General features: G+C 53.5%; 14 protein-coding genes and 1 riboswitch. All 14 genes read left to right on the forward strand.

Translation table 11 applies throughout. The features are described from left to right. Positions 1 to 165 precede the first annotated feature (165 nt). Positions 166 to 630, forward strand: coding sequence for a hypothetical protein (locus ACEPST_RS12420; RefSeq protein WP_204121624.1), 465 nt, complete (start codon positions 166 to 168; stop codon positions 628 to 630). Positions 631 to 1,462: 832 nt separating this feature from the next. Further along, positions 1,463 to 2,170: a tRNA (adenine(22)-N(1))-methyltransferase gene (locus tag ACEPST_RS12425; RefSeq protein ID WP_204121625.1), complete on the forward strand. Its 708-nt coding sequence runs from the start codon at positions 1,463 to 1,465 to the stop codon at positions 2,168 to 2,170. After that, entirely contained in the window at positions 2,157 to 2,963 is an 807-nt protein-coding gene (locus ACEPST_RS12430; protein WP_203645627.1) for a Nif3-like dinuclear metal center hexameric protein, read from the forward strand. Before ACEPST_RS12425 ends, ACEPST_RS12430 begins: the two co-directional genes overlap by 14 nt. A gap of 56 nt (positions 2,964 to 3,019) precedes the next feature. After that, on the forward strand, positions 3,020 to 4,261 hold the full coding sequence (gene pepT, locus ACEPST_RS12435; protein ID WP_203638114.1) for a peptidase T: 1,242 nt from the start codon (positions 3,020 to 3,022) through the stop codon (positions 4,259 to 4,261). Positions 4,262 to 4,455: 194 nt separating this feature from the next. Then, a complete protein-coding gene (clpB, locus tag ACEPST_RS12440; RefSeq protein WP_204121626.1) occupies positions 4,456 to 7,068 on the forward strand; it encodes an ATP-dependent chaperone ClpB in 2,613 nt (870 codons plus the stop codon). 146 nt (positions 7,069 to 7,214) lie between these two features. After that, positions 7,215 to 10,598, forward strand: a complete 3,384-nt coding sequence (gene dnaE, locus ACEPST_RS12445) for a DNA polymerase III subunit alpha (RefSeq protein WP_204121627.1) — start codon at positions 7,215 to 7,217, stop codon at positions 10,596 to 10,598. Positions 10,599 to 10,691: 93 nt separating this feature from the next. After that, positions 10,692 to 11,408, forward strand: coding sequence for a transaldolase (locus ACEPST_RS12450; protein WP_204121628.1), 717 nt, complete (start codon positions 10,692 to 10,694; stop codon positions 11,406 to 11,408). Between the two features lie 410 nt (positions 11,409 to 11,818). Further along, complete coding sequence (pyk, locus tag ACEPST_RS12455) at positions 11,819 to 13,576, forward strand: pyruvate kinase (RefSeq protein WP_125762713.1); 1,758 nt, start codon at positions 11,819 to 11,821, stop codon at positions 13,574 to 13,576. 228 nt (positions 13,577 to 13,804) lie between these two features. Continuing rightward, on the forward strand, positions 13,805 to 14,704 hold the full coding sequence (locus ACEPST_RS12460; protein ID WP_204121629.1) for a S1 RNA-binding domain-containing protein: 900 nt from the start codon (positions 13,805 to 13,807) through the stop codon (positions 14,702 to 14,704). A gap of 405 nt (positions 14,705 to 15,109) precedes the next feature. Next, a complete protein-coding gene (gene xerD / locus ACEPST_RS12465; protein ID WP_204121630.1) occupies positions 15,110 to 16,006 on the forward strand; it encodes a site-specific tyrosine recombinase XerD in 897 nt (298 codons plus the stop codon). A 37-nt stretch (positions 16,007 to 16,043) separates the two neighbouring features. Beyond that, positions 16,044 to 16,439 carry an N-acetyltransferase gene (locus ACEPST_RS12470; RefSeq protein ID WP_203638124.1) on the forward strand — a complete coding sequence of 132 codons (396 nt, stop codon included), beginning with the start codon at positions 16,044 to 16,046 and terminating at the stop codon, positions 16,437 to 16,439. Continuing rightward, positions 16,393 to 17,181, forward strand: a complete 789-nt coding sequence (locus ACEPST_RS12475) for a segregation and condensation protein A (RefSeq protein WP_203638125.1) — start codon at positions 16,393 to 16,395, stop codon at positions 17,179 to 17,181. Before ACEPST_RS12470 ends, ACEPST_RS12475 begins: the two co-directional genes overlap by 47 nt. Then, positions 17,159 to 17,758: an SMC-Scp complex subunit ScpB gene (gene scpB, locus ACEPST_RS12480; RefSeq protein WP_203638126.1), complete on the forward strand. Its 600-nt coding sequence runs from the start codon at positions 17,159 to 17,161 to the stop codon at positions 17,756 to 17,758. The genes ACEPST_RS12475 and scpB overlap by 23 nt, the downstream gene beginning before the upstream one ends. A 2-nt stretch (positions 17,759 to 17,760) precedes the next feature. Beyond that, entirely contained in the window at positions 17,761 to 18,483 is a 723-nt protein-coding gene (locus tag ACEPST_RS12485) for a pseudouridine synthase (protein WP_203645646.1), read from the forward strand. A gap of 58 nt (positions 18,484 to 18,541) precedes the next feature. Beyond that, positions 18,542 to 18,660, forward strand: a riboswitch (FMN riboswitch). Positions 18,661 to 18,700: the final 40 nt, after the last annotated feature.

The raw sequence follows: 18,700 nt of genomic DNA on the forward strand, positions 1-18,700 counted from the left end.
GAGATAATTATGAAAGGCGTTCGCTGTCCCTGACATGGGGGATGGCGGACGCCTTCTTTTTGCGGTATGGGATATACGGAGGATGGGCTTTCTACCTAGGTTATCGCGAATGCTTGGCATTAATGATAAAATAGTTGTGTCGCAATATTATAAAGGAGGGTCATCATGAATATCAAAAAAATCACGCTTTGTTCTTTCGCTATTATTGGACTATCATTTTCACTTTTTACTGTGAATACAAACGCACAAGCTGCCACTTGGCACAAGGGCGTTCCATCTTTTTTGAAGCATAGCTTTTATAGAACCAAGCTTGAACCAAAATACTTTAATTATGGTGGGAAAAAGGTCAAAAATTCTAATCTTCGTCGATATGAGGGGATTAGGACATACAAGTCAACGATTCACTTCGAAGGTGCTCAATACAACATGAATCTTTCGAAGTGTCAGTATACTAAAAAGGGTAACCATTACCTTGTTAGAGGGAAATTCAGCAAATCAGCAAAATCATATCCGGCAATCAAAATTAAAAAGAACAGTAAGAAGGTCCTGTACGTCAGTGCTGGCTCAATGTATAAGGGGAATACAAGTCCATCCTTTTCCAAATCGGAAAGAATGACGAAAATTAAGTAGCAATAAACAAAGGTTCCATGCCAGTATTTGGCAGCGCCTTTTGTAAAATTGTCTGATCTTTGAGATTAGGCAATTTTTTTGAGTCATTCTTTTCCTACGTTTGTGTCATGCCACTGGTATTTAGAGCTTAAGGTAAACGCTGTTAGCCAGAAAAATTGAATATAAATAGGCAGGTTGATGGGGATGAACCACTGGAAATTGCTGAGCACTAAGCCAATTGCTAGTTAAAAATACCATGTGAGTGACCAGAGGTGGGTCAAGCCGACCAGCTGTGTCGATGGTCTTGACTGAGTGATTTTCTCAGACTAGAGCATGGGACGACCTTTGAGACCGCTCTTTGGCTCAAAGTCGAGGTGGAAGCCCGCTTCTCAGGCTGGAACCGACCCCACAGCAGGGCGACTTGACCCCACCGCCGGGAACGTTAAGTCACGGCAATCCCATCCGAGGACAGGCATTTGTAGACACGCAATGCTGATTTGCACATCAATGTTAACCGGAGGGGGCCAGGGGCGGAGCCAGCTGTGTCGATGGTCTAGACTGAGCGGCCTTCTCAGTCTAGAGCATGGGCCAATCTTGGAGACGCGCGGTCTTTGCGTGGCTTCAAGTCGAGGTGGAAGCCCGCTTCTCAGGCTGGAACCGGCCCCATAGCCGGCGTAGCCCCTGGCAGCCGCAGGTGACAATTGAAACGCAAACCCAGCAATTCTGGCTATTCAATTGCCGGCTGGTAGCTTATACTTAATAAGGAATTCACGGGCGCCGCCACCCAGTCACCAGCCCTATCGGTGATTAACAAGCTCCACGGCGGCCCCGTCACAGAAAGGAAGATTACCCCATGGATGCAGACCATCTCTCACAACGCCTGGCCACAGTTGCCAGCTATGTCCCACAGGGCGCCCGCCTTGCCGATATTGGCACCGACCACGCCTATTTACCAGTCAACCTGGCCAAACGGGGCGTCATTACCAGCGGAGTTGCCGGTGAAGTTGTGCCGGGCCCCTTTAAGAACGCTGAACACGAAATTCACAAGGAAAACCTGAGCGACCAAATCACGGCGCGCTTGGCCAATGGGCTTCAGGCCATCGAACCCACCGACCACATTGATACGGTGGCGATTGCCGGGATGGGTGGCACGCTGATTACCCAGATTTTGACGCAGGACTTCGACCGTTTGGCCGGGGTGCAACGCCTGATCTTACAGCCCAACGTGGGCGAGTCTAACGTCCGGCAATTCTTGATGACCCACGGCTTTCAACTGGTCACCGAGAACCTGGTCAGTGAGGACGGCCACGACTACGAAATCTTGGTTGCCGACCGGCAGGAAAATCCGACCCAGTATGGTGAAGAAGACCTGCATTTTGGGCCGTATTTGTTAGCCGACCACAGTCCCGTCTTCGTGGCGAAATGGCAACGCGAACTCGCCCGGACCGAAGCCGTCTTGCAACAGGTTGAATCCGCTAACGAGGTGCCCGCGGAAAAGGTGGCATCCCTGAAAGCTAAAATCAGTGAAATCAAGGAGGTCTTGCAACGTGTTGGTGCGTGAGTTAGTCGAACGATTTGAACAATTTGCTCCCAAGACATGGGCAGAACCGGGCGATCCGGTCGGCCTACAACTGGGGAATCTGGATGCGCCGGTCCACAAGGTGCTGGTCACGCTAGACGTGCGGCCCGAGGTGGTCGATGAGGCGATTCGCCAGGACGCGGACTTTATCTTTGCCCATCACCCCATGATGTTTCATCCGGCCAAGAACCTTGACCTGAGCGTGCCCCAGAACCAGATGTACGCCACGCTGCTGAAGCACGATATCACGGTGTACGGCGCCCATACCAATTTGGACAGTGCGCCCGGCGGCATGAACGACTGGTTAGCGGCCGCCCTCAAGTTGCAGGACACCACTGGCTTGGTACCTAGCAATGGCAGTACCGCCACGCCAGACATCATGATGGGTCGTATCGGTGACCTGGCCCAGGCCATGACGGTGGTCGAGTTTGCCCAGTACTGCAAGGAAGTCTTTCATGTCGGTGGTCTGCGGGTCATCAGCCGGACGCCAGATGCACCGGTCAAGCGGGTCGCCGTCTTAGGCGGTTCCGGTGGGCCGTTCTATCAGGCGGCACTGGCCAAGGGCGCCGATGCCTACGTGACCGGCGACATTTCGTATCATCCCGGCCACGACATGCTGGCTGCGGGGCTGAACGTCATCGACCCCGGGCACCACATCGAAAGCATCTGCAAGCCCCACCTGACCCAACTTTTCCAGGAGTGGGCGGCAGAGAACGACTGGCCGATCACGGTCCAGGCCTCCATGTTAAATACTGACCCGTTTACTTTTCTTTAGGCAAGAAAACGCGTACACTGAAATGGTAAGTTAACTTAATTGAGGAGTGATTTATTTTGGCAAAGTATGAAAATTTGATTCCCCGGTTTCTGAAATACGTGAAGATCAACACCCGGTCCACGCCGAACGCAACGACCGTTCCTTCCAACGAGCGGTTGACGAAATTCGCTGAAGGCCTGGTAGAGGATTTGAAGGCCATTGGTTTAAGCAATGTGCACATCAACGCGCAATCCAGTTACGTTTACGCCACCTTACCCGCGAACACGGACAAGCAGGTGAAAAAACTTGGGTTCATTTCCCACTTTGACACGGCCGATTTCAACAGTGTTGACATCAACCCCCAGTTCGTTGAAAACTACGATGGCCATTCCGTCATCAAGTTGGACGACGCGGGCAAGTACACGTTGGACCCAGCCGTCTTCCCTAATTTGAAAAACTACCAGGGCGACACGCTGATCACCACGGACGGCAGTACCTTGTTGGGTGCCGACGACAAGTCCGGGGTTGCTGAAATCATGGCATCCGCCGAATACCTGTTGGCTCATCCAGAAATCAAGCACGGCGAAATTGAAATTGGCTTGGGACCCGATGAAGAAATTGGGACCGGTGCCGACCACTTTGACGTCAAGGACTTCGGTGCCGACATCGCCTACACGGTCGATGGGGGCCCATTAGGCCAATTGGAATACGAAACCTTTAACGCCGCCGATGCCCAGGTCGAAATCACGGGGACCAACGTGCACCCGGCCGAAGCTAAAGGGGTCATGGTCAACGCCTCACAAGTGGCCATGGACTTCCACGCAATGCTGCCAGAACACGACCGGCCAGAAAACACGGAAGGGCGCGAAGGCTTCTTCCACCTCTACAGCATGGAGGGAACCGTTGATTCCGCCCATCTGAGCTACATCATCCGGGACCACGACCGTCAGATCTTTGAAGACCGCAAGAAGTTGTTCCAAGGGGTCGCTGACCAATTGAACAAGGCTTACGGTTCCGACCGCGTGGCTGTGACCATTAAGGACCAGTACTACAACATGCGCGAAGTCATCGAGAAGGACATGACCGTCGTTGACCTGGCCAAGCAAGCCTTAGAAGAATTGGACATCAAGCCACTGATCTTCCCTGTTCGTGGGGGGACTGATGGGTCCAAGATCTCCTTCATGGGTCTGCCAACGCCTAACCTGTTTGCCGGTGGGGAAAACATGCACGGCCGGTTCGAATACGTTTCCGAACAGACCATGGAAAAGGCCACTGACGTGATTATCAAGATTGCCCAACTCGCCGAAGCACAGGCATAAATTAATTGGTCAAAATAGGTCAAATTATTTTGATTTTGCATTAAAATCAGTTAGAATATGAGTGAAAAATGGAGGTTAACCTAAGGGTTGCCTCTTTTTTCGACCCGTGAAGATCAGTTGTGCGCGGGGAAAATAAAAAGATTAAGTTCATGACGAACAGTGAAATTTGATTAAATCCATGAGGAGGACATGCAATGAATCCAGAAAAAATGACGCAAGCCTTAACAGATGCCTTAACGGAGGCCCAACGGATCGCCATGACCCGCAAGCACCAACAGGTCACCGTGGCCCATCTTTTTAAATTCTTAACGCAGCCCGGCGAACTCGGTCGCGAGATCTTAGCGTCGGCCGGCGTCGACATCGCGGCCATGGATGCAGAATTGGACCGCGAATTAGACAGTATCAGTACCGTCTCCGGGAGCGGCGTGCAGTACGGCCAGGAATTTTCCCGCAACCTGACAGACTTGTTACAGCGTGCCGATGCCGTGAAGGACAGTTACCACGATGACTTCATGGCCGTGGACGTGGTCGTGATCGCCTTGATGCAACTCGGCGGGGAAAGCCTGACCGACTACCTGAAGAGCCAGGGTATCACGCAACAAATGGTCAAGAACGCCGTTGATAAGATGCGTAGCGGCGAACGGGTGACGTCGAAGAACCAAGAAGACCAGTACAAGGCCTTAGAAAAATACGGGACCGACCTGGTCAAGGCCATGCGCAGTGGCAAAATTGACCCGATCATTGGGCGGGATGAAGAAATCCTATCCGTGATTCGAATCCTGTCACGCAAGACCAAGAACAATCCCGTTTTAATCGGGGAAGCCGGGGTCGGTAAGACGGCCATCGTAGAAGGGCTGGCCCAACGCATCGTGCGCGGGGATGTGCCCGATAATTTGAAGGACAAGACGATCTTCTCCCTGGACATGGGAGCCCTGATTGCCGGTGCCAAGTACCGGGGTGAATTTGAGGAACGTTTGAAGGCCGTCTTGAAGGAAGTCACCAAGAGCGAAGGCCAGATCATCATGTTCATCGATGAAATCCACAACATCGTGGGTGCGGGCAAGGCCGAGGGCAGCATGGATGCCGGTAACCTGTTGAAGCCGATGCTGGCCCGGGGTGAGCTCCACCTGATTGGCGCCACCACGCTGGATGAATACCGGCAGTATTTGGAACAGGACAAGGCGTTAGCTCGGCGGTTCCAACGCGTGCTGGTCAACGAACCTAGCGTCGAGGATACCGTCACGATTCTCCGGGGCATTCGGGAACGCTTTGAAATTCACCACGGCGTAAAGATTCACGACAACGCGTTGATTGCGGCGGCCAAGTTATCCGACCGCTACCTGACCGACCGGTTCCTGCCCGACAAGGCCATTGACCTGGTCGATGAGGCGTCGGCTTCCATTCGGGTGGAAATGAATTCGGCCCCAACGGAATTGGACCAGGCTCGCCGGCAAATGATGCGGATGCAGGTCGAACAAACCGCGCTGAAGCAGGAAACTGACGAGGCCTCGCAACAGCGGTTGACGGAATTGACCAAGGAACTGGCCGACACCAAGGAAAAGGTCGACAAGTTAAGTGCCCGCTGGAACCAGGAAAAGACGGCCATCCAAAGTGTGGGTGACAAGAAGACCGCGCTCGACACGGCCAAGCGCGATTTAGCCAACGCCGAATCCGCCTACGACCTGAATAAGGCCGCCGAACTTCAACACGGGACGATTCCGCGTTTAGAAAAGGAATTAGCCGATCTGGAAAAGCAGGACCAGAACCAAGATTGGCTGGTCTCCGAATCCGTCACGGAAAATGAAATTGCCGTGGTCGTGAGTCGAATGACCGGCATCCCCGTGACCAAGTTGGTCCAGGGCGAACGGGAGAAGCTGTTGAAACTGGCCGACCGGTTACACGACCGGGTCGTGGGCCAGGACCAAGCCGTCTCCGCTGTCGCCGATGCCGTCTTGCGTTCCCGGGCTGGGCTGCAGGACCCGACCAAGCCACTGGGCTCCTTCCTCTTCTTAGGCCCAACCGGGGTCGGGAAGACGGAATTGGCCAAGGCCCTAGCCGAGAACCTCTTTGATAGCGAAGACCACATGGTGCGCATCGACATGTCCGAGTACATGGAAAAAGAATCCGTCTCCCGGTTAGTCGGGGCGGCTCCGGGCTACGTCGGCTACGAAGAAGGGGGTCAATTGACCGAGGCCGTGCGGCGGAACCCGTACACCATCGTGTTGTTTGACGAAGTGGAAAAGGCCCATCCGGACGTCTTTAACCTGTTGCTACAGGTCTTAGACGACGGGCGCTTGACGGATAGTCAGGGACGGACCGTGGACTTCAAGAACACCATTTTGATCATGACCTCTAACCTGGGGTCGGACCTGCTGCTACAGGGGACCGATGACCAGGGACACATCAGCGGGGATGCTCAGAAACAGGTGGCGCAGTTGCTGCAAGCCCACTTCCGGCCAGAATTCTTGAACCGGATCGACGAGACCATCATGTTCACGCCGCTGTCCTTAGCCGACGTCCAACAAATCGTGGTCAAGCTGATCGCCCATCTGGCCACGCGGCTGCACGAACAGCAGTTGGACCTGACCATCACGCCGGCGGCTCAGGCCTGGATCGCCCAGAAGGGGTACCTGCCAGCCTATGGGGCCCGGCCACTGCAACGGTTCATCACCACGCACGTGGAAACGCCGTTGGCCCGGAAACTGATTGCGGGTGAGATCCCAACGAACAGTCTGATCACCATTGATGTGGCGGACGACCAGTTGACGTTTACCCACGAGATTCAGACGGAAACCATTGGTAAATAAGGGCTTTAAGGGATTCGACCGTTCATGGCCGGGTCCCTTTTTGACTGGATTTCGCCAGTCGCGAACAAATGTTCGCCACCCGCGATTTACCCCATTTTTTCTGGTATAATAGCGATAACGAAACGATAGAGAAGGGAGTACCGGGGATGTTTGTACCGTTACAAGTCTTAAGCACCTACAGTTTATTACAGAGCACGAACCGCATCGACGCACTGGTCCAGACGGCCAAGGATCGGGGTTACTCGGCCTTAGCACTTACCGACCATAACGTCATGTACGGGGTCGTGGCCTTTTACAACGCCTGCCAACAAGCGGGAATCAAACCCCTGTTGGGTCTCACGTTAAGCGCCCAGGGCATCAGTGACGCCCCCCAGGCGCACGACTGGGTCCTGATCGCCCAGGACTTTACCGGTTATCAGCAGTTGATGCAGCTCTCCACGGCCTACCAGGTCGCAGAAGGCCCGGTCGACCTGACCCAACAAGCCACCAACCTGAGTCATTTGGACCTGATTGCGCCCCTAGATAGCGAGATTCATCAGCTCCTAGCCGCGGGTGACGTCACGGCCGCCGAACGCGTTGTGCACCAGCTACAGGGCTTAGACCCCCACCTGTCTTTAGGGATTAGTCCAGAAATACCGACGGCGACGCGCGAGACCTTGACCACGTTGGCGCAGACCACGCAGGTCCCCCTGGTGGCGTTAGCACCGGTCGAGTACCTGGACCGCGACGACCATTTTGCCGTGACCGTCTTGCGGGCCATCGGGGCCGGGGCGACGTTAACGGACCCGACCGCCGAACAAGAGACGCTGGGGACCCACTGGTTACGCCCGGCCGCCGAGGAGACCGCGCGGTTTGAAGCCGCCGGTCTGGGGGATGCGGTAACCGCCACGGGGGAACTCGCCGCACAAACGGCCGTGACCCTGAAGTTCCAGCAGCCGCAATTACCCCAATTTCCCACGCCTAATCAGCAGGCCTCCCAGGATTACCTGCGTGAGCTTTGCCAAACGGGGCTCAAACGCCGCCTAGTCCAGAATGCCATCACGGATAGCCAGCCTTACCAGGAACGCTTAGAACGCGAATTAGGGGTCATTCACCGAATGGGCTTTGATGACTACTTCCTGATTGTCTGGGACGTCATGAACTACGCCCACCAGGCCCACATTCAGACCGGACCGGGGCGGGGATCGGCGGCCGGCTCCCTCGTGGCCTACGTCCTAGCCATTACCGAGGTCGACCCGTTGGCCTATGACCTGTTATTTGAACGCTTCTTAAACGAGGAACGGGCCCAGATGCCCGATATCGACCTGGATATCCCGGATAACCGCCGGGAACAGGTCTTGCAGTACGTCCATGACAAATACGGCCATACCCGTGTCGCCCAGATCATTACCTTCGGGACGCTAGCCACCAAGGCTGCGTTGCGTGACGTGGGCCGGGTGCTGGGGATGCCACCGTATGCCATGAGTGACTGGAGCGCGGCCATTCCGCCACAGCTACACATCACGCTAAAGGAAGCCTATGATCAGTCACAAAAGCTGCGTAACCTGGTGGCCGACAGTGAGAAGAACCGCCTGTTATTTGAGACGGCCCAAAAGCTCGAGGGCTTGCCCCGGCACTACTCGACCCATGCGGCCGGCATCGTGTTGAGCCAGGGACCGTTGACGGACCTGGTGCCCCTGCAGCCGGGGAGTGAAGACCTGCTGATGACCCAGTACCCCAAGGATACGGTCGAGGCGGTCGGTCTATTAAAAATGGACTTCCTGGGATTACGGAACCTGAGCATTCTCGCCAATACGTTGGCCCTAGTCAAGAAGCAAACGGGCCGTGCGCTCGACCTGAATCAAATCGATTTAAACGATGCCGCGACATTAGCGTTATTTGCCCAGGGGGAGACCAACGGCGTCTTTCAATTCGAATCATCCGGGATCAAACGGGTCCTGCGGCAGCTCAAACCCAACAGTTTCGAACTGGTCGCGGCGGTCAACGCCCTGTACCGACCGGGACCCATGGAAAACATCGATACCTTCATTCGTCGGAAGGACGGCAAGGAACAGGTGACCTATGCGGCGCCAGTCTTAAAGCCCATCCTCGGACCGACCTACGGCGTGTTAGTGTACCAGGAACAGGTCATGCAGGTGGCGTCCGCCATGGGGGGCTTTACGCTCGGGGAAGCCGATTTGCTCCGGCGAGCCATGAGCAAGAAGAAAAAGCAGACCATGGACGCCATGCAAAAGAAGTTCGTGAGCGGCGCGCAACAGTTGGGCTATGCCCCAGCGGTCGCCGAACAGGTCTTTGCCTACATGGACCGCTTCGCTAACTATGGGTTCAACCGCTCCCATGCGGTGGCCTATAGTAAATTAGCCTTTCAACTGGCCTACCTGAAGGCCCACTATCCCGGACCGTTCTACGCGGCCTTGATGAACTCGGTGATCAACGTGCCGGTCAAGACCAAGGCCTATTTGACCGAGGCCAAGCGCCACGGGGTGACCGTGCTCCCACCGGACATCAACGACTCGACGGCCTACTTCAACTTACAGGGGGATGCGGTCATCTTCGGGTTAAGCAGTATCAAGGGGGTCCGCCGCGACTTCTTGCGGGAGGTCTTAGCCGACCGCCACGACAATGGCCCGTTCAAGGATCTCCACCAATTCTTACAACGCATCGATGCCAAGTATCGCAAGACGGACTTGTTAAACGCACTGGTCTACGCCGGGGCCTTCGACCATTTCGGCCATAACCGTGCGGAACTCCTGGCCGCCTTGCCAGAATTCATCAGTACCGTGGAACTCTCTGGCGATAACGTCGAGCTATTTGCCGCGTTGGCGCCGAAGATCAAACCGGTGCCGGACCTCGACTTGATGACCAAGCTCAGCAATGAGGAAGCCGTCTTGGGGGCGTACCTCTCGGGCCATCCCGTTGCGCAGTACCAGGCGCTTGCTCAGCAACTCCACGCGACGACCATTAGTGATCTGACCGTGAATGCCCGGGTCGCCACGATTCTCTATGTGACTAAGATTCGGACGATTCGGACCAAACGCGGCGAACCGATGGCCTTCGTGACCGGAAGTGACGAGACGGCCGACGTGAGTGTCACCATCTTTCCCAATCAATTCCGGCAGGTCAGTACTTGGTTGAAGACCGACCAGGTAATTGTCGTGCGGGGGAAGGTCGAACAACAGCGAGGCTTGCAGATTGTGGCCGACCAGGTAACCCTAGCCGAGGAGATGCCGGTTCGTGAGCAGTCGGCGTCACAGTCTAGCTCGTCGCCGCAACCCAAGCAGCCGACGTTACCGATGGGCGCCCGCTGGTTCATTCGCGTGGACGTCAATCATGATGACCGGTCGGTAGCCAGACAGCTGGCCCAATTCTTGTCCGGTCATGCCGGTCAGGTGCCCGTCATCGTGTACCAACCCCAGACGGATACCAAACGCGTCTTGCCCAAAAGCCAGTGGTTACCGGGGGATGCGCAGTTAAAAGCCGCCCTGGAACAGCTGATGGGGACGGGCAATGTGGTTTTGCAAAACGAATAGACCAATTTTAATAAAAATACCTCTAGACTATTTGTGTAGGCTTTAGTATGATTATACCAATGCTTAACAAATAGAGAACTGGAGGTTTTTTTGATGGATTTAAACGTGAAGATTTACGCTGATGGGGCCAAGCTGGCCGATATGCAGGCCGTGGCGGCCCAGGGACTGGTCACGGGGTTCACCACGAACCCAAGCTTGATGAAGGCCGCTGGGATTACCGACTACTTAGCCTTTGCCCAAAAGGCCGTGGCCACGTTCCCCGACCAATCGATCAGCTTTGAGGTCTTTGGCAACACCCCCGACCGGATGCTCGCCGAGGCCAAGGTCTTAGCCGGCTTAGGCCAACATGTCGCCGTGAAGGTACCCATCATCCGGGCCAACGGTGAGGACAACGCCGCGGTCATTCGCGAATTGTCTAACGCCGGGGTCCAAGTCAACGTGACGGCCATCACGACGCTCACTCAGGTCAAGTTAGCCGTCGACGCCTTGAACGCTAAGGTCGGGGGCATCGTCTCCGTCTTTGCCGGGCGCGTTGCCGACACGGGTGTCGATCCCTTGCCATTGATGCGGCAAGCCGCTGGACTCTGCCACACCAAGGAGCACGTCGAATTGTTATGGGCCAGCACCCGTGAAGTCTTTAACGTGGTTCAGGCCGAACAGACCGGCTGCGACATCATCACCGTGCCACCCAAGATCTTAGCCAAGCTCGCCAAATTTGGGACGCCAGCCGTCCAGGTCTCCGTGGATACGGTCAAGACGTTTGATGCAGACATCGCCAGTCTCGGATTTACCATTCCCGTGACGGAATAGGCGATTCGTCGCGGATGTCGCGGATAATGATGGAACTTAAGAAATCCTTACGTTTTGTCGGAAACCGGGGATGATCGAACGGTGGGGGATGTCCCCATTCAGTGGGCAAACCGATTGGTCTAGTTGCTTGATTGGTCTGACAATAAAGCGCTATTTATCCATTCAATAACCTGTTGATTATAAAATCAGCAGGTTTTAAGCTTTCCTGAGGCCCGCCGGCCCGGGGAAAGCGCTTACTTTGAAAAAATATGAACAATCGGCGAAAAATCGGTAAACAAAGGCGACATTAATTTTCAAAAGTGATAGAATAATTTTGGAATCAAATTTGTGCCGAAACTTTTTGTGAGTCTTAATTTGACTAAAGTTATTGAAAATTGTTTCGTGCCAATTCTAAAGGAGAGATTTTTCTAATGAAGAAAACCAAGATCGTAAGTACCCTTGGTCCTGCAAGTACTGACGTTGATACGATTGTTAAGTTGATCGAATCCGGCGCCAACATCTTCCGGTTCAACTTCTCACACGGTGACCACGAGGAACACCTCGGCCGTTTGGAGAACGTTCACAAGGCTGAAAAGATTACTGGTAAGACGGTTGGTATCATGTTGGATACGAAGGGTGCCGAAATCCGGACCACTGTTGAACAGGGCGGTAAGCTCAACTTCAAGACTGGTGACGTATTCCGGATTTCCATGGACGACTCACTCGAAGGAACCAAGGAAAAGATTGCTGTTACTTACCCTGGCTTATACGATGACGTTCACGAAGGCGGCCACGTCTTATTCGATGATGGTTTATTAGACACTGTCGTTGATAAGAAGGACGAAGCAACTAAGGAATTAGTTGTCACTGTTCAAAACGATGGTGTTCTGGGTTCCCGTAAGGGTGTTAACGCTCCTGGCGTTTCCATCAACTTACCAGGGATCACCGAAAAGGATTCCGATGACATTCGTTTTGGTTTGGACCACGAAATCAACTTCATCGCTGCTTCATTCGTTCGGAAGCCACAAGATGTCATGGACATCCGTGAACTCCTCGAAGAAAAGCACATGGAACACGTTCAAATCTTCCCTAAGATCGAATCCCAAGAAGGTATCAACAACTTTGATGACATCATCAAGGTTTCCGATGGTTTAATGGTTGCTCGTGGTGACATGGGTGTCGAAATTCCAACGGAAAACGTGCCTTTGGTACAAAAGGCTTTGATCAAGAAGTGCAACATCTTAGGTAAGCCAGTTATCACCGCTACCCAAATGTTGGACTCCATGCAAGAAAACCCACGTCCTACTCGTGCCGAAGCATCTGACGTTGCCAACGCTGTCTTTGACGGTACTGACGCAACGATGCTTTCTGGTGAAAGTGCTAACGGTGAATACCCAGTACAAGCCGTTGCTACGATGAACCGGATCGACATCAAGGCTGAAAATGCTTTGAAGGACTTTGGTCGTGACAACTTAGACTTCGATAACGGTGACGTTACTGAATCTATCGGTGCTTCCGTTGCTCGTGTTGCTAACCAACTTGGTGTTAAGACCATCGTTGCTGCAACTGAAAGTGGCTACACCGCTAAGATGATTTCTAAGTACCGGCCAGATGCTGATATCTTAGCTGTTACCTTTGACGACCGGACCCGTCGTGGTTTGATGGTCAACTGGGGTGTTTACCCAATCGTTACCGAAAAGCCTTCAAACACTGATGAAATGTTTGACCTGGCTGCAGCCAAGGCCGTTGAAACGGGCTTAGCTAAGGAAGGCGACTTAATCCTGATCACCGCTGGTGTGCCAGTCGGCGAACGCGGGACGACTAACTTGATGAAGATCCAATTGATCGGCTCAAAGTTAGTTCAAGGCCAAGGTGTCGGTGACGACACAGTTATCGGCAAGGCAATCATTGCCAACACCGCTGCTGAAGCCAACGCCAAAGTCGTTGAAGGTGGTATCTTAATTGCTAAGAACACCGACAAAGACTACTTGCCAGCTATCGAAAAGTCTAGCGCCGTTATCGTTGAAAACGGTGGGTTGACTTCTCATGCTGCTGTTGTTGGGATTTCTATGGGGATTCCTGTTATCGTTGGCGCTACTGGTGCCAGCGACAAGATCTCCGATGGCGAATTGATCACCGTTGACTCACGTCGCGGTATCGTTTACCACGGTGCTTCCAACGCGCTTTAATTTGAGATAAACCTGTTATTAAAAAGGACCCTCTGTCGGGGGTCCTTTTTTGCTGTCCAGAAAGTTTGCTAGCGTTAGAGTACGAGTCGACCCGACAACCACAACTGCTCGCACACAACTTAAACAATTTTGTCAGATTAATCCTCGCTAGTTCGGGCGTTTCCGTGTAAAATAAAGGTTAGACACTTTTGACCGGTAGACTGGGAAACCAGTAGAATTGAGGAGATTATGGAAGAACTATTAGGCCGCATCATCGCGGGAAAAGTTACTGATGAAAACGAAAAGGATTATTACGTTCAGGTTTCTGGCACAACTTTTCGGTTAGACAAAGCAGAAATCAAAAAGCCTTTGAAGTTGGGCTCAATTTTCAAAGGATTCGCCTATGAAAATGAAGATCACGACATGCAGATTACCCGGGACGCCCCGGATGCCCAAATTGACCACTATGGTCTGGGCACGGTCGTTCGGAGCCAACGGACGTTAGGCGTGTTCGTGAATATTGGTCTGCCCAACAAGGATATCGTGGTCTCCCTGGATGATCTACCAGATATCATGGAATTGTGGCCCCAACAGGGTGACAAGCTGCTGATTGCCTTGCGTGAAGACGCCAAGCAACGGCTCTGGGGTGTGCTGGCCGATGGTGACGTTTACCAGGCCATTGCGCAACCCGCTAAGAAAAAGATGCAAAATAGCAACGTGACTGCCCGTTCCTACCAATTAAAATTAGTGGGGACCCGGGTCATCACGGATAACTTTGAATTGGGCTTCATTCACCCGTCAGAACGGGAAACGGAACCCCGTCTGGGTGAGGAGCTACATGCCCGGGTCATTGGGGTTCACGACGATGGCACCCTGAACTTATCCCTGCGTCCCCGGACCTACGAGGCCATCGATGACGATTCAGCCATGTTATTAGCCGCACTCCAACACTCGGACGACGGCAAGCTGGACTTCAGCGACAAGTCAGACCCCGCAGCCATCAAGGCCTACTTCGGCATCAGCAAGGGTCAATTCAAGCGGGCCATCGGTCACTTGTTAAAGGACCGGCAAATCACCCAGCACGACGGTGCCCTCTGGTTAAACCAAAGCGCAGCCACAACGGAAAAGACGGACGAACCAGCGGAATAACTGGCTGGTTTTCAAGTCGTTCAAAAAAGTTTAGTCGTGCTCATACTTAATCACTGTCAGAGTTCATTGGCAAGAGTAAGTGTGAACTAACTGAACATGAGCCGCAGGGCGGGTGAAAATGGGCCCAGCCGTGTGTGGCTATAGAGTTATAGTTTAGAATAGATGAGGTTAGGCGTGTAATGGGGTTCTCACTGTCTTAGCCGTGAGGGCAGAAAAAATGAACTCAGCCGTGGGAATTCTCTTGGTGGCTTTGCCACTTAGAGAATTGGTATCTTTGAGACGCTTGGCGGCTCAAAGTAAGCCCGGAGACCGCTTTTTGGCTCCGGGCGTCCGCCCACCGCGTTCCGGTTCATTTTTTCTGCCCGGTAAGGCGGCTGGTAAGAACCCTGTTAAGGAGGTGGGTGAATGACGGTATTAGAGAACCAAACAGCCGACTTTGCCCATTACCTAACGGTGGAACAGGGCTTAGCGGCGAATTCTGTGGCCAGCTATACGCAGGAACTGCGGAATTTTAGTCAATATTTAACGACGAAAAAGATTGCCGACTTTAAACAAGTTGACCGCCTACAGATTATGGCTTACCTTAGTGCCCAAACGGCTGCCGGCAAGTCCCGCAACTCCGTGATTCACGCGGTGTCAGCCCTACGGAAGTTTTACCGTTACCTGGTGCAGACGCATCAGCTAACGGATAATCCGATGGCCAATGTGGCCGCGCCCAAGCACGCGCAGCATTTGCCGGCCGTGTTAACGGTGGCCGAGGTTGACCGCCTGCTAGCGACCCCCGATACCAGTAACAAGTACGGTTTGCGCGACCGGGCCATTTTAGAGGTCATGTACGCTACGGGTTTGCGGGTGAGCGAGCTGGTCCATTTGAAACTGGTCGACTTACACCTGGAGATGGGGCTGATTCAAACCCTGGGTAAGGGCGATAAGGAGCGGATCATTCCCATCGGGGACGTGGCGGCAGACTGGATCAACCGGTATTTACAAGATAGCCGGCCGGTCCTGCTGAAGCAGCGGACCAGTCCCTACCTGTTCTTGAATGGACACGGTGGTGGGCTATCCCGCCAGGCTATTTGGCAAAAAATCAAGCACTACGTCGGGCTCGCGGACATCCAAAAGGACGTGACGCCCCATACACTGCGGCATTCCTTTGCCACGCACATTTTAGAAAACGGGGCGGATCTGCGGGTCGTTCAGGAACTTCTGGGCCACGCGGATATCACCACCACGCAAATTTATACGCATATTTCAAAGAAACGCCTACTAAATGTCTATGACCAGTACCATCCACGCGCATAGTGTGGTAGAGTAGGTGGACGTTGAACGGAGGGGGACCATGCTACTTAAATATCGTAGCGATTATCAAAAAATTGCGATGGGCCTGCTCAGTCTATTACCCAACTTCAAGGACTGGGACCGGCTCCAACGCGAGCTAGCCTGGTATCAGGGCGGCGATGACCGGTGCCTGTACTTGTGGAAGGACGAAAACGATGACTTTGCCGGGGCGTTAGGTACCGAGAGTCAGGGCGACTTTTTAGTTGTCCGCTTGATCACACTGATGCCAGACAAGCAACTGACGCGCAACACCTGGCAAATGTTAGACCAACTCGCGACGGCGGCCCCAACCAAACGTTTGATGGGGACCTTAACCACCGCCAAGATTATTGCAAAATGGGAGTATCACCATGGACAAAGCCACAACGAACGGCCAGCCACTGATTCAGGTCAGTGACTTCGAGGGCCCATTAGACCTACTGTTACATCTAATTAAAACCAATGAAATGGACATTTATGATATCCGCATCAGTACCATTACCAGCCAATATTTGACCTACCTGCACCAGATGCAGACGTTACGGTTGGATATTGCGGGTGAATATTTTGTCATGGCGGCAAATCTGATGGCCATTAAGGCCAAATTGCTGTTGCCTAAGCCTCAGACGGTGGAGCCCATCGATGAAGACGACGGGGGCGACCCCCGCGAAGAGCTGGTCAACCAATTACTGGAATACCAACGCTATAAGCAGGCGGCTCAGGAGCTGAAGCAGCGGGCCGTCGACCGGCAACAACACTTTACCCGGCCGGCGATGGCCGTGCCCGACTCGGTCGCCTTGACCGTGGCGCCCGGCATTCAGCCGAGTGACCTACAAAACGCGTTAAGTCGGCTGATCCACCGGGCCATGGTTGCCAAGCCAGTGACGCAAAGCATTCACCAAGAACATTTCACCATCAAGGCCCAAATGACCACGGTGCTGGGACGTTTGCGGCAAGCCAAGGGGCCAGTGGCCTTTGACTACCTGCTGGCTAAGCAGCCGGTCATGGAAGAAATCGTCACCACCTTTTTGGCCGTGCTAGAGCTGGCGCGTCAACGCCAGGTCCGCTTACAACAGGCCGGACGGTTGGCACCGTTACAAGTGAACTTTTTACAAATGGAAGGAAGGTACGCCACCGATGTCACCCCTAGCTCAGATTGAAAGCCTGCTATTCGTCAGCGGTGACGAGGGCATTACGGTTGCGGATTTAGCGGCCGCGACGGGACTGATGCGGCCAGCCATTCTCGCCAGTCTGGAGAAGTTGGCCCAAAAGTACGCCGCCGATGCCGATTCGGCCTTGGAACTCATGGTCAACGACACTACGTACCGGCTGGTCACCAAGGAAGCGACCGCGGACGTCATCAAACACTATTTTGAAAATCCGCTGAGCACGAGTCTGTCACCGGCGTCCTTAGAGGTGCTGGCCATCATTGCGTATCGCCAACCGATTACCCGCATCGAAGTGGATGAGATTCGGGGGGTCCAGAGCGCCTCGACGGTTCAGAAGCTGGTCTTGCGCCGGCTGATTGAAGATGCGGGCCGACTAGATGAACCCGGTCGTCCCAAGCTGTACCGGACCAGTGCCTACTTCCTGGACTATTTCGGCTTAGAAAAGTTGGCGGATCTACCGCCGTTACCAGCCGCAGCCACGCCTAGTACTAGTGACGAAGCGGACGGCGGTGACCTGTTCTTACAGGCATTCAACGAACAGCTCAACCAATCAGGAGATGAAACCTAACTATGGAACGTTTACAAAAAGTTTTGGCCCACGACGGGGTCGCTTCACGACGTCAATCAGAAAAATTAATCATGAGTGGCCGCGTCCGGGTCAACGGGACGGTGGTCACTGAACTGGGCACCAAGGTTGGTGCACACGATAAGATCGTGGTCGACGGGGTCCCCGTGACGACGGAAGCGCCCGTTTACATTCTGATGTACAAGCCGCGGAGTGTCATTTCAACGGCCAACGATGACAAGGGCCGCAAGACCGTTGTCGACCTGGTTGAAGGCATCAGCCAACGCATCTACCCGGTCGGCCGGTTGGATTACGATACGGCGGGTCTCTTGCTATTGACCAATGATGGCGAGCTGGCGAACCGCTTGACTCATCCGAAGTATGAGGTCGAAAAGACTTATATTGCCAAAGTCACGGGCATTCCCACGAACGACGAGATGAAGAGCTTGCGTCAGGGTATGACGGTCGAAGGGGAAACCTACGCACCGGCTAAGGGCAAAATCATTAGTGTGGATGACAAAAAGAAGACGGCCATTGTGTCCTTGACGATTCACGAAGGGAAGAATCATCAAGTCAAGAAGATGTTGGCGGCCGTGGGCTTACCCGTTGAAAAATTAAAGCGGGAGCAGTACGGTTTCTTAACGTTAAAGGGGTTAAATGCTGGTGAGTCGCGGCATTTAAAGCCTGAAGAAGTTAAAGAGCTCCGACGGTTAACCGGATTAATTTAAAGTAAGCGGTTGACAGCTTTATAAAATCTTAGTATATTAAGTTTGTAATTAAATTTAGGTTCATCTTCAGGGCAGGGTGGAATTCCCGACCGGCGGTTAAAGTCCGCGACCCGCGCAAGCGGTGAATTCGGTGTAACTCCGAGACCGACAGTATAGTCTGGTATGCAGAAGATGAGACATTGCTTTTTGCGCAAACTCATTTACGTAAAACCCAAGG

This window comes from Levilactobacillus sp. FUA 3915 (genome assembly GCF_044053135.1).
GTDB lineage: Bacteria > Bacillota > Bacilli > Lactobacillales > Lactobacillaceae > Levilactobacillus > Levilactobacillus lanxiensis.